At 30.8% G+C, this 23,347-nt stretch carries 21 protein-coding genes; 12 read left to right on the top strand and 9 right to left on the bottom strand.

Features of this window, described 5'->3' with window-relative positions; translation table 11 throughout:
- Window positions 1–4 precede the first annotated feature (4 nt).
- Window positions 5–1,402: a ferredoxin:protochlorophyllide reductase (ATP-dependent) subunit N gene (locus tag UCYN_RS03675; protein ID WP_012954162.1), complete on the top strand. Its 1,398-nt coding sequence runs from the start codon at window positions 5–7 to the stop codon at window positions 1,400–1,402.
- A gap of 204 nt (window positions 1,403–1,606) precedes the next feature.
- Here UCYN_RS03675 and UCYN_RS03680 read toward each other — a convergent pair whose 3' ends face one another.
- From UCYN_RS03680 to UCYN_RS03690, 3 genes are read right to left on the bottom strand one after another with little or no spacing between them, the layout of a single operon-like run.
- The gene (locus tag UCYN_RS03680) at window positions 1,607–1,846 is read right to left on the bottom strand and encodes a 2Fe-2S iron-sulfur cluster-binding protein (protein WP_012954163.1); all 240 of its coding nucleotides are present in this window, start codon (window positions 1,844–1,846) and stop codon (window positions 1,607–1,609) included.
- 18 nt (window positions 1,847–1,864) lie between these two features.
- On the bottom strand, window positions 1,865–3,349 hold the full coding sequence (cobQ, locus tag UCYN_RS03685) for a cobyric acid synthase CobQ (RefSeq protein WP_041487753.1): 1,485 nt from the start codon (window positions 3,347–3,349) through the stop codon (window positions 1,865–1,867).
- A 49-nt stretch (window positions 3,350–3,398) separates the two neighbouring features.
- Window positions 3,399–3,794 (bottom strand): Npun_F0494 family protein, encoded by a 396-nt coding sequence (locus UCYN_RS03690; RefSeq protein WP_012954165.1) that lies wholly within the window; start codon window positions 3,792–3,794, stop codon window positions 3,399–3,401.
- A gap of 110 nt (window positions 3,795–3,904) precedes the next feature.
- Between UCYN_RS03690 and UCYN_RS03695 the strand changes: the two genes are divergently transcribed.
- The 4 genes from UCYN_RS03695 (at window position 3,905) to UCYN_RS03705 (ending at window position 7,212) form a co-directional block, all read left to right on the top strand.
- Complete coding sequence (locus UCYN_RS03695; protein ID WP_012954166.1) at window positions 3,905–4,339, top strand: peroxiredoxin; 435 nt, start codon at window positions 3,905–3,907, stop codon at window positions 4,337–4,339.
- Between the two features lie 259 nt (window positions 4,340–4,598).
- Window positions 4,599–4,793: a 50S ribosomal protein L33 gene (gene rpmG / locus UCYN_RS06120; RefSeq protein ID WP_071813726.1), complete on the top strand. Its 195-nt coding sequence runs from the start codon at window positions 4,599–4,601 to the stop codon at window positions 4,791–4,793.
- Window positions 4,794–4,825: 32 nt separating this feature from the next.
- Window positions 4,826–5,041, top strand: a complete 216-nt coding sequence (gene rpsR / locus UCYN_RS03700) for a 30S ribosomal protein S18 (RefSeq protein ID WP_012954167.1) — start codon at window positions 4,826–4,828, stop codon at window positions 5,039–5,041.
- Between the two features lie 155 nt (window positions 5,042–5,196).
- On the top strand, window positions 5,197–7,212 hold the full coding sequence (locus UCYN_RS03705; protein WP_012954168.1) for a ribonuclease catalytic domain-containing protein: 2,016 nt from the start codon (window positions 5,197–5,199) through the stop codon (window positions 7,210–7,212).
- 266 nt (window positions 7,213–7,478) lie between these two features.
- Here UCYN_RS03705 and UCYN_RS03710 read toward each other — a convergent pair whose 3' ends face one another.
- Window positions 7,479–8,381 (bottom strand): hypothetical protein, encoded by a 903-nt coding sequence (locus UCYN_RS03710; RefSeq protein ID WP_012954169.1) that lies wholly within the window; start codon window positions 8,379–8,381, stop codon window positions 7,479–7,481.
- A gap of 251 nt (window positions 8,382–8,632) precedes the next feature.
- On the opposite strand from UCYN_RS03710, the gene UCYN_RS06195 reads away from it, so the two are divergent.
- Window positions 8,633–8,776: a hypothetical protein gene (locus UCYN_RS06195; RefSeq protein ID WP_012954170.1), complete on the top strand. Its 144-nt coding sequence runs from the start codon at window positions 8,633–8,635 to the stop codon at window positions 8,774–8,776.
- The gene (aroQ, locus tag UCYN_RS03720; protein ID WP_012954171.1) at window positions 8,766–9,224 is read left to right on the top strand and encodes a type II 3-dehydroquinate dehydratase; all 459 of its coding nucleotides are present in this window, start codon (window positions 8,766–8,768) and stop codon (window positions 9,222–9,224) included. The genes UCYN_RS06195 and aroQ overlap by 11 nt, the downstream gene beginning before the upstream one ends.
- Before the next feature lie 167 nt (window positions 9,225–9,391).
- Here aroQ and thrS read toward each other — a convergent pair whose 3' ends face one another.
- Window positions 9,392–11,218, bottom strand: a complete 1,827-nt coding sequence (gene thrS, locus UCYN_RS03725; RefSeq protein WP_012954172.1) for a threonine--tRNA ligase — start codon at window positions 11,216–11,218, stop codon at window positions 9,392–9,394.
- A gap of 203 nt (window positions 11,219–11,421) precedes the next feature.
- On the opposite strand from thrS, the gene serS reads away from it, so the two are divergent.
- Complete coding sequence (serS, locus tag UCYN_RS03730) at window positions 11,422–12,705, top strand: serine--tRNA ligase (protein WP_012954173.1); 1,284 nt, start codon at window positions 11,422–11,424, stop codon at window positions 12,703–12,705.
- Window positions 12,706–12,871: 166 nt separating this feature from the next.
- Here serS and bcp read toward each other — a convergent pair whose 3' ends face one another.
- The 3 genes from bcp to UCYN_RS03745 form a co-directional block, all read right to left on the bottom strand.
- Window positions 12,872–13,351 (bottom strand): thioredoxin-dependent thiol peroxidase, encoded by a 480-nt coding sequence (bcp, locus tag UCYN_RS03735; protein ID WP_012954174.1) that lies wholly within the window; start codon window positions 13,349–13,351, stop codon window positions 12,872–12,874.
- A gap of 156 nt (window positions 13,352–13,507) precedes the next feature.
- Window positions 13,508–14,779 carry a rod shape-determining protein RodA gene (gene rodA, locus UCYN_RS03740; RefSeq protein WP_012954175.1) on the bottom strand — a complete coding sequence of 424 codons (1,272 nt, stop codon included), beginning with the start codon at window positions 14,777–14,779 and terminating at the stop codon, window positions 13,508–13,510.
- Window positions 14,780–14,868: 89 nt separating this feature from the next.
- On the bottom strand, window positions 14,869–15,930 hold the full coding sequence (locus tag UCYN_RS03745) for an Mrp/NBP35 family ATP-binding protein (protein WP_012954176.1): 1,062 nt from the start codon (window positions 15,928–15,930) through the stop codon (window positions 14,869–14,871).
- 497 nt (window positions 15,931–16,427) lie between these two features.
- Between UCYN_RS03745 and UCYN_RS03750 the strand changes: the two genes are divergently transcribed.
- The 3 genes from UCYN_RS03750 (at window position 16,428) to bchM (ending at window position 19,447) form a co-directional block, all read left to right on the top strand.
- Entirely contained in the window at window positions 16,428–16,733 is a 306-nt protein-coding gene (locus UCYN_RS03750) for a DUF6825 family protein (RefSeq protein ID WP_012954177.1), read from the top strand.
- Between the two features lie 53 nt (window positions 16,734–16,786).
- Window positions 16,787–18,508, top strand: a complete 1,722-nt coding sequence (locus UCYN_RS03755) for an ABC1 kinase family protein (protein WP_012954178.1) — start codon at window positions 16,787–16,789, stop codon at window positions 18,506–18,508.
- 249 nt (window positions 18,509–18,757) lie between these two features.
- Complete coding sequence (gene bchM, locus UCYN_RS03760) at window positions 18,758–19,447, top strand: magnesium protoporphyrin IX methyltransferase (RefSeq protein WP_012954179.1); 690 nt, start codon at window positions 18,758–18,760, stop codon at window positions 19,445–19,447.
- A 262-nt stretch (window positions 19,448–19,709) separates the two neighbouring features.
- Here the strand turns inward: bchM and UCYN_RS03765 are convergent, their stop codons facing one another.
- Entirely contained in the window at window positions 19,710–20,999 is a 1,290-nt protein-coding gene (locus UCYN_RS03765; protein ID WP_012954180.1) for a glucose-1-phosphate adenylyltransferase, read from the bottom strand.
- A gap of 266 nt (window positions 21,000–21,265) precedes the next feature.
- Between UCYN_RS03765 and uvrB the strand changes: the two genes are divergently transcribed.
- On the top strand, window positions 21,266–23,260 hold the full coding sequence (gene uvrB, locus UCYN_RS03770; RefSeq protein WP_012954181.1) for an excinuclease ABC subunit UvrB: 1,995 nt from the start codon (window positions 21,266–21,268) through the stop codon (window positions 23,258–23,260).
- Window positions 23,261–23,347 lie beyond the last annotated feature (87 nt).

A 23,347-nucleotide genomic window follows, 5' to 3' on the forward strand; every position in this document is an offset into this window, starting at 1 on the left:
AATAATGACTTCTGTAACAGAAACAACATCAATACAGTTTGAATGCGAGACAGGCAACTATCATACCTTTTGTCCTATTAGTTGTGTTGCTTGGTTATACCAAAAAATAGAGGATAGTTTTTTTCTAGTAATAGGAACCAAAACCTGTGGTTATTTTTTGCAAAATGCTATGGGAGTAATGATTTTTGCTGAACCTCGTTACGCTATGGCAGAATTAGAAGAAGGAGATATTTCTGCTCAATTAAAAGATTATGAAGAACTTAAAAGGCTATGTTTACAAATTAAACGAGACAGAAATCCTAGTGTAATTGTTTGGATTGGTACTTGTACAACTGAAATTATTAAAATGGATTTAGAAGGATTGGCACCACAATTAGAAGCAGATTTGGGCATTCCTATCGTAACGGCAAGAGCTAATGGATTAGACTATGCTTTTACGCAAGGTGAAGATACTGTTTTAGCTGCCATGGCTCATAAATGTCCCAGAGTTGTAAAAGAAGAAGAAAAAGAAGAAAGAAACTCTATTTATAAATTATTAAATTTTGGAAAGAAGAAAGAAGCGATAGTATTAGAAGATTCTGAATATGCTGAACATCATCCTTTAGTCTTATTTGGATCCTTGCCTGATCCTGTAGTTACTTCTTTAACTTTAGAATTGAAGAAGCAAGGTATTAAAATTTCTGGATGGTTACCATCTAAACGATATACAGAATTACCTGTTATTAATGAAGGATATTATGTATGTGGTATTAATCCCTTCTTGTCAAGAACTGCTACCACTCTTATGCGCCGTCGCAAATGTAAATTAATCGGTGCTCCTTTTCCTATAGGACCAGATGGAACTCGTGCATGGGTTGAAAAAATTTGTTCTGTATTTAATATTGAGCCAAAGGGATTAGAGGAAAGAGAAGCACAAAATTGGAAAAATTTAGAAGACTATACTAAATTAATTAGAGGTAAATCAGTCTTCTTCATGGGAGATAATTTATTAGAAATTTCTTTGGCAAGATTTTTAATACGCTGCGGTATGAACTGTCAGGAAATTGGTATACCTTACATGGATAAGCGCTATCAAAAAGCAGAATTAGATTTTCTTGAACAAACTTGTAAAGAAATGGGAGTTTCTGTTCCAAGAATAGTTGAAAAACCTGATAACTACAATCAAGTCCAACGTATTTATAAACTAAAGCCTGATTTGGTTATTACTGGAATGGCTCATGCGAATCCATTAGAGGCAAGAGGAATTAATACAAAATGGTCAGTTGAATTTACTTTTGCACAAATCCACGGATTTGCTAATACTAGAGATGTTTTAGAGCTGGTAACTCGCCCACTACGCCGTAATAATAATTTAAAAGATCTTGGATGGGAGAAATTAGTTAAAGAAGAGGTGAAAATATAAGTTTATAAAGTGGTTTTATTTATAAATATTAAATCTTTACAAATAAAATTTTAATTAATATTCTGAAATTATAAAGAAATAAAAAGCGTGATAAAACTATATCTTTTATAGAAAAGTAAAAGATATAGTTTTATTTTTGAATTGAGTATTTATGCATATGTATTAAAATCTTAGATTATGTATCCAGAAGAATCGTATTAAATATTACCATCCTATATCAGTATATAAATTGATATTTACATATTTACTCCCTGAAGGTATTGCACTAATACAAGCGCAAATACTTTCACCTTCGTCCAACTCTACTTCACATGCATGACAATATCCCATCAAACATCCCGTAGGAATGCTAATACCAGCTCGCTTTGCCACCTCAAGTATTGGCTCTCCAATTTCAGCTTCAACAATAATATTATCAGGTAAAAAACTAACTTGAACTTTCATAAAGTATTTTTTAGGTAGCTATTTTAATAGTGGTGTTAAATCTACGAAATCTTCAACTAAATTTGCTATGTTATCAAGTTCTTTTTCACGTTGTTCTAGATGATTTACAACCTCTGTTGAAAGAGGAGGTAAGCGTTTTTTCCTCCTTAAATTATTTAACCACATTCTTCTCCACGTACCATTTTCAAAGATTCCGTGCAAATAACATCCCCATATAGTCAGGTTTTTATTGACAACTCCTAATGTAGAATCATCAAATAAATAATATAATTGACTATCCTGAGTAGTTTCTAAATCTTTTGAAAAACTTGTAACTCCTTGATGTATTTCATATCCCATAGCACTAAAGCCTGCATAGGGATAATTTGAAAAAGTTTCTCGTTTACATACTATTTTCTTGGAAGTTATTTCAGTCTCCATAGGCAATAGTTCTAGTCCTGAGCATATTTTATATTCTCCTTCGATCTTATTAGGATCGAAAATTGCTTCTCCCAACATTTGAAATCCTCCACAGATTCCTAGGATAACTCCTCCCCTCTTCAAATATTCTTTTATTTGTATAGCCATTCTGCTTTCATGAAGAGCCATTAAATCACTGATAGTAGTTTTTGAACCTGGAATAATGAGAACATCAGGATTGCCTATATTTTGATTCAAATCTAGATATTTTACTTCAACAGACCTTTCATATTCTAGAGGCTCAAAATCCGTAAAATTAGCTATATGAGGTAGTTTTAGGATTGTAACACTAATATCTTTTGAACTGTTTTCTGGAACCCTATTTAATAGATCAAGAGAATCTTCAGAAGGAAACATAATATCTTTCCAAGGAATTACTCCTAAAACAGGAATTTTAGTATAATTTTCTAACCATTTAATTCCTGAATTTAAAAGTCGTCTTTGACCTCGAAATTTATTAATAATAATACCTTTAATGAGCGAACGTTCAGTTTTATCTAATAATTGTAATGTTCCTACAACATGAGCAAATGCTCCCCCTCTATCAATATCTACTATTAGTACAGTACTAGCGTGCAAATATTTAGCAATCCTCATATTTGTTAAGTCTCTATACTTCAAGTTAATTTCTGCTGGGCTTCCTGCACCTTCACATACACAAAAATCAAATTCTGATTGTAAACTTCTCAAAGATGTTTTAATAGCTTTCCACCCTACTTTGAAATAATTTTGGTAGTAGTCTTCTGCTGAGGTTACTCCAACTACTTCACCATTAAGAATAACTTGTGATGTCATATTTCCTTGTGGCTTTAGTAAAATTGGATTATTTTCCACCCTAGGTTCAATTTTTGCAGCCCAAGCCTGTACTGCTTGAGCATAACCAATTTCTTTCCCATCTTGGGTGACATAGGCATTAAGTGCCATGTTTTGTCCCTTAAATGGCGAAACTTTCCATCCTTGACGAACTAAAATTCTACAAAGAGCAGTAGTGAGAAAAGATTTACCTGCATGAGACGTAGTTCCTACAACCATGATGGTTTTCATTGCAAACTCTTAGCTCCGTAATTGAAATTATTATTTTTCATTTTAAATATTAAATAAAAGAGTTTAAATAATATAGAAACTTATCAGACATTTGATCCAGTAGCGATAGTTTAGGTATATTTGTGCTCTTAGTTTGCCATTTTTCCACTATTTTTTTTCCTAGAGGAGTTAGACGAAAACTATCTGTGATACCTTGTCCATCAACCTCTCTTCTCAAGATACCTACTTTTATTAACCATATTAACTTTTGTTCTATCTTTTGTTCAGATAAGAATTTTAAAGTTTGTCTTTCTTTTGTTTTTCTTGTATTAACAATTTTAGAGAAGGAAACACTTTCTTTTTTCATTGTTATAAATAAGTCTAGAGAAAAAGGAGAACATAATAATGCTCTTTCTGCTCGAAATATTGAACCCTTGGTATCAAAATTACTAAAAAATAAGGTCACAATCTTTATAATTATTAATTTGGAAGAGATTCTTTATTATGAAAGGTTTTCTATCTTCATGTAAAGTTTTATATTTAAACTAATAACTTTATTGTTTATGAAAAAATATTATGACTTTATCTGTTAAAACCATTGCACCCGATTTTGTTGCTTTTGATGAGGAAGGAAAAAGAGTTTGCTTATCAGAATACAAGGGTAAAAACATTGTTCTGTATTTTTATCCAAAAGATGATACTCCTGGTTGTACGCAAGAGGCTCAAAGTTTTCGGGATAATTATAAGAAATATGAAGATAAAAATATAATTATTTTTGGTGTAAGTATGGATAATCAAAAATCTCATAAAGCTTTTAAGGAAAAACTCAATTTACCTTTTCAACTTTTAGTAGATGAGCAAGGAAAATTAACTGATCTTTATGATGTTGCGGGAGGGGATTATTCTAAGCGAGTTACATATATTATTGATAAAGAAGGAGTAATTTGCCATATTGATGACAAAGTTATTACTAATACTCATGCCCAAGATATTTTAGAGAAAATGAGCTAGATCAGGCAGTTTTAGATTAGCTTTTTTCATAAAAACCATCTCTAAGTTAATACTGTAGATAGTATTTCTAAAAAGTAATATCTATAGTATTGAGAATATCTATAAAACTTTATATCTAAGTTTATTATTTTTGGCTTATGAGAAATTTATATTTTAGACAATTGATTTATTTTTAATCCTTGCAAATTCAACTAATATATGAGATTATAATGGCTTGTGTATAAATATAAACCAATAGCTTAAGTTGTTAGGTTAAATTATGGCTAGTAAAAAAGGTGTTCGACTTATTATCACTCTTGAGTGTACAGAATGTCGGACGAATACAACAAAGCGTTCATCTGGAGTTAACCGTTATACTACCAGTAAAAATCGTCGTAATACTACTGCACGGTTAGAACTTAAGAAGTTTTGTCCCCATTGCAACAAACATACTACTCATAAAGAAATTAAGTAGTATCTTAATAAAAAATATAAAGAAAGTTAAGCATGAGCTATTATCGTAAACGTCTATCCCCTATACCTCCTAAACAACCAATAGATTATAAAGATACTGAATTGCTTAGGAAGTTTATTACTGAACGAGGCAAAATTCTTCCTCGACGCATTACGGGTCTGACAGCAAAACAACAGAGAGCGTTAACGACAGCAGTTAAACGAGCAAGAATTCTTGCCTTATTGCCTTTTGTTAATAAGGAAGCCTAATTTATCTCTCTTTTAGATATCAAGGGGTTGATATTTCAGAATATTTCTTCAAAAATTAACCCCTTAAATATCAGAATAAGTCTAAAAAACTAATTAAAGACATGAAGCTATAGACAATTAAAGACAAATATTAAAAAAATTAAGGCACGAAGCGGGTGGAAAAAGGTAAGCTAATTGAGTTTAGGATCAACGGAGAACGTCGCTTAGCTGTCGTTGATCGTCCAGAAGGAAAAAAAGATTGGATTGTAATTGATAGTGAAGGAAGTTCATACAAATTAAGGCAACAAAAAATAGAATACGAAGTGATAGGTGGACCTTATATTGCTAGTCAAATTCTTGAATTTATTGAAGATGCTAACTCTTATCTAGATCCATCCAGCCTAGAAGTAGCGTGGGAGTTACTAGTAGAGGAGAAAAGAACTTTTACATCAGAAGAAATGGCAAATTTTCTTTTTTCTGTACATTCTTCTGAGGCTTGCTATGCCGCTTATTGCTTACTTTCTGACGATAAGATTTATTTTAAAAAGAAAGGGGAGGTCTATGAAGCTCGCTCTCCTGGACAAGTTGAAGAAATCAAACACCAAATTGAGATCGAGAATCAACGTCAGCGAGATAAAGAGGTCTTTTTTAATAACATCCATCGCAGAATAGCTGGGGAAGAAATAAAATGGACTGAAAAAGATTGTAGTAAGCTAGAACTATTAGAAAAATTTGTTCTACAGCCTGATCAAAATCATCGAAATGCGCAAGATCTTCTTAAGGAGTTAGGACAAATTATTAGTCCAAATGCTGCATTTGATTTTTTAGTAAGTATTGGGTGGTGGAGTCCAAATGAAAATTTATTCTTAAAGCGTAGCTCTTATCCTATTAATTTCCCTAAAAAGGTACTAGACGTGGCTTCTTCTTCTCTAGAAAATCTACCCTTAAATTTTAACAATGAACGTATAGATTTGACCCATTTGAAAGTCTATACTATAGATGACGAAAGTACTGAAGAAATTGATGATGGACTAAGTGTGGAAGTCTTAGAAAATAATATTATCAAGTTATGGATACATATAGCTGATCCTACTTACTTAATCAGTCCAGGAGACGAACTCGATTTAGAAGCGAGAAAACGAAGTACAACTTTATATTTGCCAACAGGGACAATTTCTATGTTTCCGACAGAATTAGCAACTGGTCCTATGAGTTTAAGACAAGGTCAATTATGTCCTTCATTAAGTTTTGGGGTCATTCTGGATGAAAATGGTGCTGTTCTTGACTACTCTATTAATACTAGCTTTATTAAGCCCACTTATCGTTTAACCTATAATGACGTTAATGAAATATTGCAATTAGGTATAACTGCTGAACCAGAATTAGCCATTTTAGCTAAAGCATCAAAACAAAGATATTGTTGGAGAAAATCTCAAGGATCAATTACTATTAAAATGCCAGAGGCATCTATTAAAGTTAAGTCTGAAGATGAAATTATAATTGATTTATTAGAAACATCTGTTTCTCGGCAGCTAGTGGCAGAAATGATGATTCTTGCTGGTGAAGTAGCTGGAGATTATTGTAAAAAAAATAATATTCCTGTCCCTTTTAGAGGACAGCCACAGCCGGAGTTACCTTCAGAAGAGGAACTGTTACTATTGCCTGCTGGGCCAGTTAGATCATGCGCATTACGCCGTTGTATGCCTAAAGGAGAGATGGCAACTATCCCATATCGTCATTCAAGCTTAGGGTTAGATTATTATACTCAAGTAACTTCTCCTATACGACGCTATACAGATTTGTTAACCCATTTCCAGATAAAAGCTCATCTTAGCAATCAATCATTACCATTTACACTAGATATGATGCAAAACATACTATATAGTGTTACTCTTTCTGCACAAGAAGCATCATTTGTTGAAAGGCAAACTAACAGATATTGGGGATTAGAATTTCTACGCCGTAATACTGATCAGGTATGGCAGGGATTAGTACTACGCTGGCTAAGAGAGGACGAAGGCTTAGGAATAATTCTCTTAGAAGAATTAGGATTAGAATTACCTCATTATTTTGAGCGATCAGTTCAGTTAGGTGACCATATTAATGTGCAAGTAAGTCGTTCTGATCCATATCGAGATGAAATCCGTTTCCGCGAAGTATTCAAAGATGAAGTTGAAATGCAAAAAATTTAATACTATATGACTAGAACCAATTAATGTTTTCTTAAATAAGTTTAAAAAAACAATTTCTAATGTAATTTTTATGAATAAAAGTTTATCTCAATCAAGAATAGTAATGATTTTAGAAGAGATAAAGAGGAAATCAAGACTTTCCATGTTTCGTCTTGGTTTCCTCTTCTAATTCACTCTTCACACCATGTATTAGTTTATATGAAAATTTTAATGTTGAAGTATTACTTAAGTCTTTTTTAATTTTAGAAGCAACTACAAAGCATATTTTAAATTTTATTAGAATATAATTGCTGCAATAGATCTTTTACCATAGCCACTAAATTTAATCTTGCTTGAGATTTTTTTATGTCTTCCAATTTGTTATACGAGAAAATACGACAAGAACGCTCAAATTCTAAAAAATAATAACTAAGTATTAGTGTTTGTTTAATGTTATTTTTTTTATGTTCATCTGTCTTAGAGTCTAGCATTATGAAAATTTGAGAAATCAATTGCCTCTCTGCAAAAGAATTTAATAATAATTCTTTAGACTCTATATCATGAACAAAAGTATACTCTTTATCATTTGAATTCGAAAATTCAATATTTGCTTTTACTATTATTTCTTGCTCTTGTGCCAAATGTATCAAGTTACAACAACGCATATAGGCATATTGAATAATATACAAAGAATTATATAGTTCATTATTGTGAATAGTCTGTTTTGTTGATATTTGAGAAATATAATTATTTTTTAGCCATGAGAATAAACATTCATCATCTAATGTGAATTCTAAAAAACCCGGTTCAATTAGTTTTAAAATAAATTTCAGATATAGTGAACTTAGAGTATGGCCTATATATTTTTGCTCTTTCTTTACTAAGGTATAGGAATTCTCTATCCATTCAAAAATTTCTTCAGCTAGTACTATTGGCGGATAAGATGATTTATTGGTTAGGTGAAAAGCTATAGTACAATGATATGTTATTGAGTAAGGATAAGATGAAAAAGAATAATTGAAGCGGTTGATAGGAATAGACCTTTTTAAGTGAATAACATCAATATCTTTTATTTTTTCAAGTTTTACTAGCTGTGAATATACGAAAAATCTGAGATGTTGTTGAATTGAAATATTAGTTTGTTTGATAAGTATAGGATAAATAGCTCTTATAACTTTATCATTTTTCATATATGTTATGAGGTAATTAATGTAGTTAAAGAATTGATATAAATATCTTCCATAATTATCAAATAATATTTATATTAGTAATTTATTTTGCCCTTAAAAACACTAATATGCAGTTATGTTATAGTAGATATTGTGAATCTATTATGTAAATGAGACTGATCATAGTAGAGTAATGTTTTCGAGCAAAAAATCTATCAACTAAATTAGCAACTGTTCTGAAAAGTAATTATTTAATAGGAGAATTTCATCTGATGGATTACCTAAAAGAAATTATAGAAAAGCTTAAAGAATTAGCACAAAAATTAATAGAAACACTTTTAGAACCTAATAAAGAACCAGAAATAGAACTCATACCAATACCAGTTAATGATCCTCAAGATTATTATGGTAATTAGCAATTCAAAAAAAACTAGCATACTAGTACTTCATGGACCTAATTTAAATTTACTAGGAAAGCGTGAGCCTAAAGTTTATGGTTCTACTTCTTTAAAAGAAATTAATACTTTACTAAATAAAAGAGCTTTATCTTTAGGCGTAAAAATATCTATATTCCAATCTAATTACGAAGGCACTATTGTTGAACTAATACATCAATCTTTGGGGAAACACCAAGGAATATTAATTAATGCTGGGGCATACACACATAGCAGCCTTGCAATAGCTGATTCTCTTCTTGCTGTTGAGATTCCAGCGATAGAAGTACATTTAAGTAATATATACAAAAGAGAAAATATACGTCATTGTTCTCATATCGCTCCTATCGCTATAGGACAAATAGTTGGATTTGGTGCTAACAGTTATTTACTAGGTTTAAATGCCTTGTGCGATCATATCTCTCAATAGATTTTCACCTTTTACAAATAAAATTAAATCTCTAATCAACCTTTAGAAAATATTTTTGATTTTTACTGAAAGTATTATAGTATTTTCAGTTATTTTCCATAAATGGTTCTGCTCTACAAACTATTTCAATAATTTGAAACTCGAATCATTTTTTATTCAGATTATGACTAAAAATCATTATGATTAGAAATAGTTTCCAGAATGCTTTTCATAAAATCATTAATAGGCATTAAACCTAATTCTCCTGATTTTCGAGTGCGAATATTCAAGGAGTTAGTTTCCATTTCTTTTGATCCTATAATTGCCATAACAGGAATCTTTTCTTTTTCTCCTTTTCGAATCATCTTCCCAAGCCTTTCTCCCGAAGTATCAACTTCTGCCCTTATTTTTGACATAAGCATTGTTTGCATTACACCCTTAGCATAGTCAAGATATAAATCACTTACAGGTAAAATACGAACCTGAACTGGAGATAACCATAAAGGAAAGTCACCAACGTATTCTTCAATTAGAATGCCAATCAGACGTTCTAAAGAACCAAAAGGAGCTCTGTGAATCATGATGGGTCTATGTTTATCACCCTTTTCTCCTATATACTCTAAATTAAATCTTTCCGGTAAGTTGTAATCCACTTGAACGGTTCCTAGTTGCCATTCTCTATCTAAGGCATCTTGGAAAATAAAATCTAGTTTTGGACCATAAAATGCTGCCTCTCCTTCTGCCTCAAAATAGTCAATATTTAACATCTTAACTGCGCGATATATAGCATTCTGTGACTTTTCCCATACTTCGTCACTGCCAATATATTTATTAGAACTAGGATCTCGAAAACTTAATCTTGCCTTAAAATTCTTAAGTTGTAAATTCTCAAAAACTGAAAGAATTAAATTTACAACATTAAGAAATTCATCATCTAATTGATCGGGGGTAACAAATAAATGAGAATCATCAACAGTAAAACCTCTTACACGAGTTAAACCACCTAGTTCACCTGATTTTTCATAGCGATAGACAGTACCAAATTCTGCTAATCGAACAGGTAAATCGCGATAAGATTTTAAGTCACTTTTATAAATTTGAATATGGAAAGGACAATTCATAGGTTTTAAAACAAATCCTATTTCTTCACCTCTAGCGACTTCGTTGTCACTCATTAAAGGAAACATGTCTTCCTTATAGTTCTGCCAATGGCCAGAAGTTTTAAATAAGTCTACTTTACCAATGTGAGGAGTTACCACTGGAAGATATCCTCGTTTCAATTGTTCTTCTCTTAAAAAATTTTCTAAAACAGATCTTATTATAGTTCCTTTTGGAGTCCATAATGGTAATCCAGGTCCTACAGAATTCGAAAAAATAAACAAACCTAATTCTTTACCTAATTTGCGATGATCCCTTTTCAAAGCTTCTTCTTTGCGCTTTTTATACTCTACTAATTGCGCAGGGGTTTCCCAAGCAGTTCCATAAATGCGTTGTAATTGAGCTTTAGTCTCATCTCCTCTCCAGTATGCCCCAGCAACTGATTCTATTTCAAACGCTTTAGGATGCAAATTTGCAGTACTTTCTAAGTGAGGACCGCTACACAAGTCCCACCATTCCGATCCTAAATGATACAGAGTAATAGGTGGTTGAAGATTTTCAAGTATTTCTAATTTATAGGGTTCCTGAATTTGAGCAATACGCTTTTTAGCTTCTTCTAGTGTAATTTCTTCTTTTATAACTGGAAGTTTAGATTTAATGATTTTAATCATTTCTTTTTTAATATTCTTTAAATCTTGATCTAAAAAAGGTTTGGAAATATCAAAATCATAATAAAATCCTGTCTCTGTCCATGGGCCAATTGTAACTTTAGCTTGAGGAAAAAGTCTCTGTACAGCCATAGCCATAACATGGGAAGCAGTATGACGAATACATTTTAGTTTATGAGATTCACTAGTACGTAGTAGCTTTATATCTTGCTGTTCTGATACTTCAGTTAATGTAGATTTTTTAACCATTCACACCTGTTATTTAAATTTTTTATTCGGTTTATTATTTAGTAGAAGAGTAAAGAGAAGATTCTGACATAATCGGTATAGTAATTAACTATAGTTTAAGTATAAAAAATAGATTTTTTTAAATATAGAAATTTTTTATACTTTATGCCATAAAATCAGCTATTCTAGCAGGAAGAGTTTTTATAATTAGAATTATACTATCCGTGTTAGATCTTAAAAAAATACGAGAAAATCCAGAAATCATACAAACACTGCTTAATAGTCGGGAGCCTTACCCGAAACATGATCTTAAACCTATTTTAAATTATGACAGACAACAAAGAGAATTAGAAGTTCTTCGCACTGAACTACAAACAAAAAGTAATGAGATTAGTAAATTAATTGGACAAAAAATAAAGAATGGACTGGATCCAACAGTAAAAGAAATTAGTAATCTTAGAGAACAAGGAAATAGCCTAAAGAAAAAGCTTTTTGAGCTAGAGCCAGAAGAAAAAAAGATAAAAGAAAAACTCGAAAATTTACTATTACAACTTCCTAACTTACCTGTTTCTTCTGCACCTATTGGAAAAGATGAAACAGAAAATATAGAGGTAAAATCCTGGGGAGAAGAATATTTACCCAAAATAGAAGTATTACCTCATTGGGAAATCGCTGAAAAACTTGGTATTTTAGAGGTAGAAAAGGCTGTTAAAATAGCACGGAGTCGTTTTGTAGCACTATTTGGAGTAGGAGCTGCTTTAGAAAGAGCTCTAATCAGTTATATGCTTGATCAGCATATAGCTTCAGGATATATAGAAGTTATGCCTCCTATCTTAGTTAATAGTAATGCTTTAAGGGGAACAGGACAGTTGCCTAAATTTGCTGAAGAGAGTTTTTTTTGTCGTGAAGACGATTTATGGTTATCGCCTACCGCAGAAGTTCCTGTGATGAACCTCTACAGTAATGAAATTTTAGAAAAAGAAGCATTATCTATCAGACACTGTGCTTTTACTCCTTGTTTCCGTAGAGAAGCAGGAAGTTATGGAAAAGATACAAGAGGTCTTATCAGGCTTCATCAATTTAATAAAGTTGAACTAGTAAAAATTGTTCATCCTCAAGACTCAGAGATAGAACATCAACGGCTAGTAGAAAATGTTGAATCTATTTTACAAAATTTAAAACTTCCGTATCGAATCTTAGAGTTATGTACAGGAGATTTAGGCTTCGGTGCGGCAAAATGTTATGATTTGGAGGTGTGGCTTCCTTCTTCTAATTCTTATAGAGAAATTTCAAGCTGCTCTAACTGTTGGGACTTTCAAGCAAGACGAGCGAACATACGCTTTAGGGAAAAAGGACAAAAAGGTACTAAATATGTACATTCCCTAAATGGTTCAGGACTAGCTGTAGGAAGGACTATGGCAGCTATTCTGGAGAATTACCAACAAGCTGATGGAACAATTAAGGTGCCTGAAGTTTTGCAACCATATCTAAAGCAAGATACTCTATAAAAACTAAATTATTTGATTTGATTAACACATGTCTTAAAAATTAGTTGCAAAAATATACATGGTTTAAGTACTAATTGCTTATTAATTTTTTGAAAAAATTATCTTTTAAGATAAGTATATTGGCTTAATTCTACATATTTAATAAGTAAAGTCTCAATTTTAGTAGCTATTTCACAGAAAGTTCTTGTAATTTTTCTAAAACAATTTCACCGTGGTTTTTAACTTTTACATTAAACCAAATGAAACTAATACTCTTGCTTAAATTAATTAAAAAAGTAGAACGAACAATGCCCATATATTCCCTTCCCATAAATTTTTTCAATTTCCAAACATCATACTTCTTTGCGACTTCATGATTGTGATCAGATAATAACTCTATAGTTAGATCATGTTTGTTAATAAATTTAATATGTGACTTTTCAGAATCTGGGCTAATGCCAATAATTTTAGCCCCAAAAGATTCAAATTGAGGCATTAGTTCTGTAAACTCTTTAGCTTCTTTTGTACAACCAGATGTATTGTCTTTAGGATAAAAATATACAATTAACCATTTATTGGATATGCTCCCTAAACAAAATTCTTTACCATCTTGGTTGTTAATTTTAAAATCAGGAGCAGGATCTCCAATGCTTAATAAATTTTCCATACAAAAAAATAAATGTATTAATAAATAATACTTAAGAATATTACATAAATATGCCTTTGCATAATAATCTTATTAAAATATCACTTTTTAATTTTATTTAAGGAATAACACAATCTCATAATGACTTAGTTTTATAAAAAATTTTAATAAAGCACACTATAGTCTTTTTCTTTGTCTATGTTTAGATACTGATTCTACTAATCCTAATGCTATAAAATTAGTTAATAGAGCTGATTTTCCATAGCTAAGCCAAGGCAGAGGAATTCCCGTAATAGGTGCCAACCCTACTGTCATACAAATATTAATAATTACCTGAAAGGATGTCATTGATAAGACCCCTATAACTAATAAAGAGCCAAAATTTTCTTTTGCTTTAGATGCGACTACAACATATCTAAAACATATTAACCAAAATATTATCAGAATTACTATGGAGCCAATAAATCCAAATTCCTCGCCTATCACTGAAAAGATAAAGTCTGTATGCTGTTCCGGAACAAAGTCTAACTGAGTTTGAGTTCCTTGAAATAAGCCTCTTCCCCATAGTTCACCTGAGCCAATTGCAATACGGGATTGTATTAATTGGTAGCCACCGCCTAAAGGATTTTTTTCAGGTTCTAAAAATAAAGTCAAACGATCTTTTTGATAATCTCTTAATAATTCCCAAAAAATATTACTTAGTTTGCCTACTGTAAAATTTATAGTCATAATCCCTATTGTAGAGATAAAACGATAAGGTAAAGTAACCCAAGAAATAATACCCATCACTATTGTCCAAACAATCCAGGCAATAAAAAAAATGTTGAATAGAATAGTTGAAATAATAGGAGAAACCAGTAAAATTAACAAACCTGTATGTATGTTTGCCCAATAAAGCATTCCTAGTGTAATTGCTCCAAACACAAGTCCTGTACCCAAATCAGGCTGACACATTATTAAAACCCAAGGGATAAATGTTATTCCTAAAATTTGTAATACTGATACGATTTTAGTTCCATCGTTCTTATGTAACAACGCTGCTAAAGTAATTATTAATCCAATTTTTGCAAATTCTGAAGGTTGTATATTAAACCCCCAAATTTCGATCCAACTTTGAGCTCCATTAGCAGTTACTCCAAAAACAATAACTGCTATTAATACAACATTTGTCAGACAGTAAATTAGCCAATGCCATATCATTAAATTTTTATAATTAAATCTAGCTATTGAAAGCATTATGACAAAACCAATACTTCCTGATAACAAGTGCTGTAGATAGTTAGTAGAAGTTTCATTGATCTCTGTACTTTTAATAGTTAGTCCTCCTAAACTAGTTAAACTAACTATAAGTATTAATAATAACCAATCAATTTCAAAAAAAATAGATAAACATGAAGAAAGAAAGTGTTTATATTTTTTTTGAAAATTGTATCTTTGTGGCCTTGGCATAATAATTACAATAATTACTTACATAAATAATATATTTTTCTAAGTCAAAAATTTGAAAGTTCAGATAGAATAAAATATTGTTATTTAATTTACGCTAAAGCCATCATTGATACTTTGCCAGCAATTTTTTGAGCAATAAGTTTCAAAGCTTTGGCCGACGCTGATTGTGGATGTGATATTAAAATAGGTACTCCATTATCTCCACCTTGTCTAAGAGAAATTTCTAAGGGGATAAGTCCTAACAAAGGAATTTGTAGTTCCTGTGATGCTTTCATCCCTCCACCAGATCCAAAAATATCATAAGAATGATCAGGTAAATCTGGAGGGATAAAATAACTCATGTTTTCTACAATACCTAAAATATTGGTTTTAAGCTGTTCAAACATTTTAATTCCACGATATGCATCTATCAAAGAGACATTTTGTGGTGTAGTAACAATAACGACCCCAGCCATAGGAACTGATTGTGCTAAAGTTAATTGAACATCTCCTGTTCCAGGAGGCATATCAACAATTAAGTAGTCAAGTGATCCCCAATTGACTTGATGTAAAAATTGACGAATAATTCCGGTTAACATAGGACCACGCCAGATTACTGGCTGACCAGGATTAATTAAAAAACCCATTGATACCATTTTTATGCCATTACTTAAAACAGGTTCTAAGATATCCCCTTCTGGTCTCTTTTCAACTGTAACCTGATAGTCTTCTACTCCGAGCATAGTAGGTGCATTAGGTCCATAAATATCAGCATCAAGTAAGCCAACTTTAGCTCCCATTTGCGCTAAAGCAACTGCAGTGTTAACAGCTACAGTACTTTTGCCAACACCTCCTTTCCCACTAGAAACAGCAATTATATTTTTTACATTTGGTATAGACTGTTGGGTAGGCAAAGCTTTTTGCACTGGAGTTTCTGATGTTACGTTTATTTTAACCTCTTGAACTTCTGGTAATTCTTTTAATGCTTTTTCACAATCTTGAATAATTAGTTCTTTTAAAGGGCACGCTGGAGTGGTTAATACTAAGGTAAATTCAACCGTACTATCTTTTATTGAGACATTGCGAATCATATTAAGAGTTACTAAACTCTTTTTTAACTCCGGATCTTGAACAGGTTGTAAAGCATTTAAAATTGATTGATGGTCAAGCATAATGATTCATTAATTTTTTATAAATTAAAAGCTAGTTGTTGCATTTATTTATTAAATGTTAACTGGTTTCTATTTTATATGTTATTTTCCATGTTTTTGGAAACGATAATATACTTGGAACATATAAAGTCGATAAAAATATAAGCAACAGTAACTATTGTTATTAATATTTATCTGTCTAGCCGCTGTAACTATTTGGTCCTAAATTAGATAACTACTTGACAATTAGATATATTTTTATTCTCATCTTTTTTAAATAGGAATATTTAAAAAATCTATTAAAAATAATAATATAAGATTCACTTAGTAAAAGTCTAAAACTTCATTAACAAGTCATTGTTTTTCAATAACAGAGATAATAAATATATTCAAAAAATATATTATGTTAAATAGATTACTCTCTATTTTGAAGTCAGCTATCAAAAAAATGATAACTGACAGAATTTCAATAACCAGGATATAATTTAATGTGAAGCCATTATTAAAAAATTTATCAAATGAATAATTCTGTTCTTAATGCCTTTTTCCTAGGTCGAGCATTTGCTGAAGTACTTAGTGAAAAAATTGAAGAATCTTTAACTAATACGCTTAGTGAGCTAAGCAAATTAAATGCTGAACAAAAAGAGATTTTAAATGATTTTGTTCAAGAAGTACAAACTCGTGCAAAAACAAATTTCACGCAAGATGATTTTAGTAATGCCACTGTAAATGATTTTTCATCAATAGATCTTCAAGAAACTATTGATGATCTAAGGGCAGAAATTGCTCGTCTTAAAGTTGAATTAAAAAATTATCAAAATTAAAAACTTTAATTTTCAGAATTCTTACATGTAAAACTAAATATAAAATAAATTGAGTGTCTGCCTTACCTACAAAAGCTAGTTCTATACATATAAAGTTATCTACGAAAAGAAAAAAATACCATTGGAATAGTAATAATTATTCTAGTAACCGCCGTCGTTTAGATATTTGGTTATTTTTCTTATCTTTCATGTTTAAACTGTGGCTTAATAAGAAAAAAATTAGCTATAGAGGAGGATGGACCCAAGAAAAATTAATTAAGAGAAAAAAAATATTAGCAATTTGGATACGAGAAAAATTACTAGATCTAGGTCCAACTTTTATTAAAATCGGACAGCTTTTTTCAACGCGTGCTGATCTCTTTTCTTCTGAATATGTAGAAGAATTATCAAAGCTCCAAGATGAAGTTCCTGCTTTTGACTATGATGAAGTAAAAAAAATTATTGAAAATGATCTAGGAAAGCCTTTATCTCAGATCTTTTATTACTTTGATGCTCTTCCTATAGCAGCTGCAAGCCTTGGACAAGTTCATAAAGCCATATTATATTCAGGAGAAGAAGTTGTTGTTAAAGTACAACGTCCTGGTCTTACAAAGTTATTTACTATTGATTTAGCAATCCTTAAAAAAATTACCTATTATTTTCAAAATCATCCTAGCTGGGGTCGAGGAAGAGATTGGATTGGTATTTATAATGAATGTTATAAAATTCTTTGGCTAGAAACAGAATATCTTAAGGAAGGAAGAAATGCAGACACTTTTCGACGTAACTTTCGTAATAGAAATTGGGTAAAAGTACCACGAGTTTATTGGAGATACACTGCTTCTCGTGTTTTAACATTAGAGTATCTTCCTGGAATCAAAATTAATAACTATAAAGAATTAGAAGCTTTAAGGTTGGAGCGCAAAATATTAGCTAGATTAAATGCAGAAGCTTATTTATATCAGATACTTAAGGATGGATTTTTTCATGCCGATCCTCATCCTGGAAATATTGCAATTAGTAAAGACGGAGCCTTAATCTTCTATGATTTTGGAATGATGGGGACTATTGAGCCTGATCTTAATAAAAAATTAATGAATACGTTTATTGCTATCACTCAAAAAAATAGTGACAAAATAATCTTTTCTTTAATTGAATTAAATATATTAGACCCCAAAGTTGATATTGGTCCAATTCGCCGCTCTATACAGTTCATGCTAGATAATTTCATGAATAAATCTATGCAAGAACAATCTATCAGTGCTATAGGTGACGACTTGTATGAAATTGCTTATAACCAATCTTTAAGATTTCCTGCTACATTTACTTTTGTTATCCGAGCTTTTTCCATGTTAGAAGGTGTTGGGAAAGGATTAGACCCTGACTTTGACTTTATGGAAATTGCCAAGCCCTTTATTTTAGATTTGATAAATTCTTCTAGTCAAAACACTAATAATCACTTACTAAATCAATTTTCTAGCCAAATGATAGAACTTGGTAACGAGACTTTAGGTTTACCAAATCATATTAATACTACACTTAAAAAGTTAGATCAAGGTGATATAAAATTAGAAGTTCGTTCAGCTGAATCAAATAGAATTTTGCGTCAACTTAAGATGATACAAATTGCAACTATTTTTGGAATTTTTACTAGTTCATTATTAATTTGCACGACTCTCTTGTTTATTAATAATTATTTTAATCTAGCCTTGGCAACTATACTAATAGCATTGATACCACTATGGGTGGTGATTAGGATTGTATATAGAACTAAACGCTTTGACAAGCATTTTTAAATATTAGATATTCGTTCAAGACATAGTACTTAGAAAAATTAATCATATATGCTTTTTACTGGATGTATATAAGTGAAAATATATTAATAATAAAAAATTAATTCATAAAGAATTTACTCTTTAATTTTTTATTATTAAATTAAATGAGACTTTATAATATATTTTAAATTTAAGGTAAGATTACATGTTAAGAACATTAACTTAGGTTAAAGCAGATTGTTTTTTAATTAATAATACTTAGAATAAACTATGAAGATCAATACCGATGATAAAACTATTGTTAAAAACTATTTTAACGCTATAGGATTTGACAGATGGCAGAATATTTACGGCAATGGGAAGGTCAATAAAGTCCAAGAAGACATTCGCTTTGGACATCAACAAACTATTGACACAGTATTAAAATGGCTAAAATCGGATGGTGATTTATCTGGACTAGTAATTTGTGATGCTGGATGTGGTGTAGGTAGTTTAAGTATACCTTTAGTAAAAGAAGGTGCGATAGTTAGTGCTAGTGATATTTCAGAAAAAATGGTTACGGAAGCGAGAAAAAGAGCAAATGATATATTAGAAAACACTGATACCATTAACTTTTATGTTCAAGATTTAGAAACATTAAAGGGCAACTTTCATACAACAATTTGTCTTGATGTTCTAATTCATTATCCTTCTGATAATGCAGCTAAAATGATTAATCACCTAGCTTCGCTAACTAATTCTAGAATAATTTTAAGTTTTGCTCCTAAAACTTTTTACTTAACTGTTCTTAAAAAAATTGGTGAGTTTTTTCCTGGCCCTAGTAAAACAACTCGTGCATACCAGCACAATAAAGATATGATAATACAGACTTTAAAACAAAACGGTTTTAAGATTCAACGAACAGGAATGACTAGTACTAAATTTTATTATTCTCAAATTATTGAAGCAATAAAAGAATAAATATAATATGTTTATTTTATTTAATTCTTTGAGAAAGATATAAGTATTCTGCATCAACGAATTATTGGTAATAATTGATATAACAAAAAAATTAAGATGATTTTTGTATAAAAATAAGCTATGTAACTTTATTCTCAATAAATGTAAGTAAAATTTTTTAGATCAGTTATCATAGTATTTCATATTGTAAAAATTGAATATATTAAAAGTAACCTTACAAAATAATTTAAAATACTACAAGTTATATTAATTACTTATTTTGTTATATCACTGTTCCACTTTGAATAACTGCATTTTTAATAATTACAACAATTCCGTCACAAATATAAAATCCTTCATCTTCACGACTAGACTCTTGTATATCATTTTTATTTAAAATAATTACATTCTCACCAATACGTGCATTTTTATCAATAATTGCATGTTTAATCAAACTATTTTTACCTATACCTATAGGAATTTCCTTAGGACTACTATACGAACTATTAACAGTTGAAGATTCATAAAAATCTGCTCCCATTATCATCGTGTCTTCAATATGGCAATTCATTTCGATACGACTTCTAATTCCTAATATGGAATTATGAATACGACATTTTTTGATAATACATCCCTCGCTAATCATTGACTTTGTAATATGAGAATCAAAAACTTTAGTAGGAGGTAGGTAACGTGCATGGGTATATATAGGAGATTGTTCGTTATAAAAACTAAACGCAGGATTTGGCTGATGATTAAGAGCTAAATTAGCTTCATAAAAAGCTTGGACAGTTCCGATATCTTCCCAGTACCCATCAAATAAGTACGCTTGAAGATTGTATTGTACTGCGGCATTCGGAATAACTTCTTTTCCAAAATCAGTTTGTTCTGGATTATTTTCAAGAAGCTGTGTTAACACCTTTTTATTAAATACATAAATTCCCATTGATGCCATGTAAGGTTTTTTTATTGCTTGCTCTTTACTTAGACCTAAAATTGAAGATTTACATTGCATTTGATTTAATTCATTTTCCGAAGGTTTTTCAAAAAAACGAATGACTTTACCTTGATTGTTAATTTTTGTCAGGCCAAGACAAGAAGCTCTTGTTTTATTTACAGGAACTACAGCTAAAGTAATATCAGCGCCAGTGATTCTATGCTGTTTGATGAAATCATCATAATCCATACGATAAAGATGATCTCCAGATAATATTAAATATTCATCGACATCCCATTCATTAAATAACCAAAGATATTGACGTACAGCATCAGCTGTTCCTTGAAACCAACTTGGATTTTCTTTTGTTTGTTGTGCTGCTAAGACTTCTACAAATCCACCACTAAAAGGACCAAAGTTATATGTATGGGTTAAATGATGATTTAATGAAGCAGAATTAAACTGAGTTAGAACGTAAATTTTTTGTATTTTTGCATTAATACAATTGCTAATTGGTATATCAATTAAACGATATTTTCCTGCAAGAGGAACAGCTGGTTTTGCTCTTAACTTAGTCAAAGGATATAGACGAGTACCTGCACCACCTCCTAATATAATTGCCAATACTTTCTTCACACACACCTCACAATCATCTCTTAAATAAAGTGTAGAGCTAAGGAGGAAATCTGAAAAGTGATATAAAAAAGTATAAGATTAAATTATCTCTAGATATTAATTTTAATTATATAAATAATAAAAACTAAATATCTTCTCACAATCTTTATTCTTACAATAAAAAAAGAAAATTTTTTTATCAAAAAAGAGTATTAAAAAATATTAACAATAGTTATAATAGATTAGTGGCTATTCAATAATTAGTAGATTACGATATTAATGTTTCTATGTTTCAGTTAAAGGCACCTTTTAAGCCAACAGGAGATCAGCCTAGGGCTATTGAAGAATTAATATTATCCTTAAAGGAAGGAAATAAATTTCAGACCTTGCTAGGAGCAACTGGAACAGGTAAAACATTTTCCATTGCTTCAGTAATCGACAAAATCAAAAAACCGACCTTGATCCTAGCTCATAATAAAACCTTGGCTGCCCAATTATGTAATGAATTAAGAAATTTTTTCCCTAATAATGCTGTGGAATATTTTATTAGTTATTATGACTATTATCAACCTGAAGCTTATATTCCTCTCAGTGACACTTATATTGAAAAAAGTGCCTCAATTAATGACGAGATAGATATGTTAAGACATTCAGCTACTCGCTCATTATTTGAGCGACAAGATGTCATTATTATCGCATCTATTAGTTGTATTTATGGATTAGGAATGCCCTCTGAATATCTAAAAGCCTCTATTCCCCTAGAAGTAGGAAGAGAGATTAATCAACGTCAACTTCTCAGAGACTTGGTTAATGTTCAATATTCCAGAAATGACATGGAGTTGAAAAGAGGACGATTTAGAGTTAAAGGAGATATTTTGGAAATTGTTCCTGCTTATGAAGATCGAGTTATTAGAATCGAATTTTTCGGAGATGAAGTTGATAGTATTCGATACTTACATCCAGTTTCAGGAGATATTTTAGAAGATCTTAAAAAGATTAATATTTATCCGGCACGTCATTTTGTTACGCGAAAAGATAGACTAGATGCCTCTTGTAAAGCTATTGCTGAAGAATTAGAACAACAAATTGTTAATTTTGAACAAGCCGGGAAATTATTAGAATCACAACGTATAAGTCAAAGAACACGCTATGACTTAGAACTTTTACGTGAAGTAGGATATTGTAATGGTGTTGAAAATTATTCTCGCCACTTAGCAGGAAGAGAATCGGGAGAATCTCCAGAATGTTTAATTGATTATTTACCCAAAGATTGGTTATTAGTCGTAGATGAATCTCATGTAACAATACCGCAAATTAGAGGGATGTATAATGGCGATCAAGCAAGAAAAAAAGTTTTAATAGATCATGGTTTTCGTCTTCCAAGTGCAGCTGACAATCGCCCTCTTAAATCAGATGAATTTTGGAGTAAAGTTAATCAGTGTATTTTTGTCTCTGCTACCCCTGGTGAATGGGAGCTTGAAAAGTCAGAGGATAAAGTCATTCAACAGGTAATTAGACCAACAGGTATACTTGATCCAAAGATATCTGTAAGACCTACAAAAAATCAAGTGGATGATTTATTAGGAGAAATTAAAGATAGAGTACAGAGACAGGAAAGAATTCTAGTTACCACTTTAACAAAACGTATGGCAGAAGACCTAACTGAATATTTTCAAGAAAGAGAAGTTAAAGTTAGATATCTACACTCTGAAATCAAATCTATTGAACGTATTGAAATTTTACAAGATTTAAGAAACGGAGAATTTGATGTTTTAATTGGGGTTAATTTGCTTAGGGAAGGGCTAGATTTACCAGAAGTTTCTTTAGTAGCTATATTAGATGCAGATAAGGAAGGCTTTTTAAGAGGTGAAAAATCTTTAATCCAGATTATTGGACGTGCAGCTCGACATATTAATGGTCAAGCTATTTTATACGGGGACAAACTTACAGATAGTATGATTAAAGCTATAGAAGAAACGGAAAGAAGAAGACACATACAATCATCATACAATGATAAAAATAATATTATCCCTAAATCTATAATTAGCGAGCGCAATAATTCTATCTTAAACTACCTTGATATTTCTCGCAGTTTAGATACCGAGAAACTTGAAGAAATCTGTGATCATATAGAAGAAATATCTTTAGATAAAATACCTGAGTTAATCAAACAGTTAGAATCTAAAATGGAAAAATCTGCAAATCAATTAGACTTTGAATTAGCAGCAAAATACAGAGATCAGATTAAACATTTTAGAGATAAGATGTTAGGACGCCTATAAGTTGACTCATAAGTCTATATTTATAATCTCTGAATGTTTGAATTTGTTGAATTCTTTTAATGTATTCTTAGTACTAGAATATTGAAA

This window comes from Candidatus Atelocyanobacterium thalassa isolate ALOHA (assembly GCF_000025125.1).
In the GTDB taxonomy this organism is placed as follows: Bacteria; Cyanobacteriota; Cyanobacteriia; order Cyanobacteriales; family Microcystaceae; genus Atelocyanobacterium; species Atelocyanobacterium thalassae.

Excerpts from the sequence above, each read along its gene's own strand:
- UCYN_RS03675 (WP_012954162.1), top strand. The coding sequence starts at position 5 with ATGACTTCTGTAACAGAAACAACATCAATACAGTTTGAATGCGAGACA.
- UCYN_RS03680 (WP_012954163.1), bottom strand. The coding sequence starts at position 1,846 with ATGAAAGTTCAAGTTAGTTTTTTACCTGATAATATTATTGTTGAAGCT.
- cobQ (WP_041487753.1), bottom strand. The coding sequence starts at position 3,349 with ATGAAAACCATCATGGTTGTAGGAACTACGTCTCATGCAGGTAAATCT.
- UCYN_RS03695 (WP_012954166.1), top strand. The coding sequence starts at position 3,905 with ATGACTTTATCTGTTAAAACCATTGCACCCGATTTTGTTGCTTTTGAT.
- rpmG (WP_071813726.1), top strand. The coding sequence starts at position 4,599 with ATGGCTAGTAAAAAAGGTGTTCGACTTATTATCACTCTTGAGTGTACA.
- rpsR (WP_012954167.1), top strand. The coding sequence starts at position 4,826 with ATGAGCTATTATCGTAAACGTCTATCCCCTATACCTCCTAAACAACCA.
- UCYN_RS03710 (WP_012954169.1), bottom strand. The coding sequence starts at position 8,381 with ATGAAAAATGATAAAGTTATAAGAGCTATTTATCCTATACTTATCAAA.
- UCYN_RS06195 (WP_012954170.1), top strand. The coding sequence starts at position 8,633 with ATGGATTACCTAAAAGAAATTATAGAAAAGCTTAAAGAATTAGCACAA.
- aroQ (WP_012954171.1), top strand. The coding sequence starts at position 8,766 with ATGGTAATTAGCAATTCAAAAAAAACTAGCATACTAGTACTTCATGGA.
- thrS (WP_012954172.1), bottom strand. The coding sequence starts at position 11,218 with ATGGTTAAAAAATCTACATTAACTGAAGTATCAGAACAGCAAGATATA.
- bcp (WP_012954174.1), bottom strand. The coding sequence starts at position 13,351 with ATGGAAAATTTATTAAGCATTGGAGATCCTGCTCCTGATTTTAAAATT.
- rodA (WP_012954175.1), bottom strand. The coding sequence starts at position 14,779 with ATGCCAAGGCCACAAAGATACAATTTTCAAAAAAAATATAAACACTTT.
- UCYN_RS03745 (WP_012954176.1), bottom strand. The coding sequence starts at position 15,930 with ATGCTTGACCATCAATCAATTTTAAATGCTTTACAACCTGTTCAAGAT.
- UCYN_RS03750 (WP_012954177.1), top strand. The coding sequence starts at position 16,428 with ATGAATAATTCTGTTCTTAATGCCTTTTTCCTAGGTCGAGCATTTGCT.
- bchM (WP_012954179.1), top strand. The coding sequence starts at position 18,758 with ATGAAGATCAATACCGATGATAAAACTATTGTTAAAAACTATTTTAAC.
- uvrB (WP_012954181.1), top strand. The coding sequence starts at position 21,266 with ATGTTTCAGTTAAAGGCACCTTTTAAGCCAACAGGAGATCAGCCTAGG.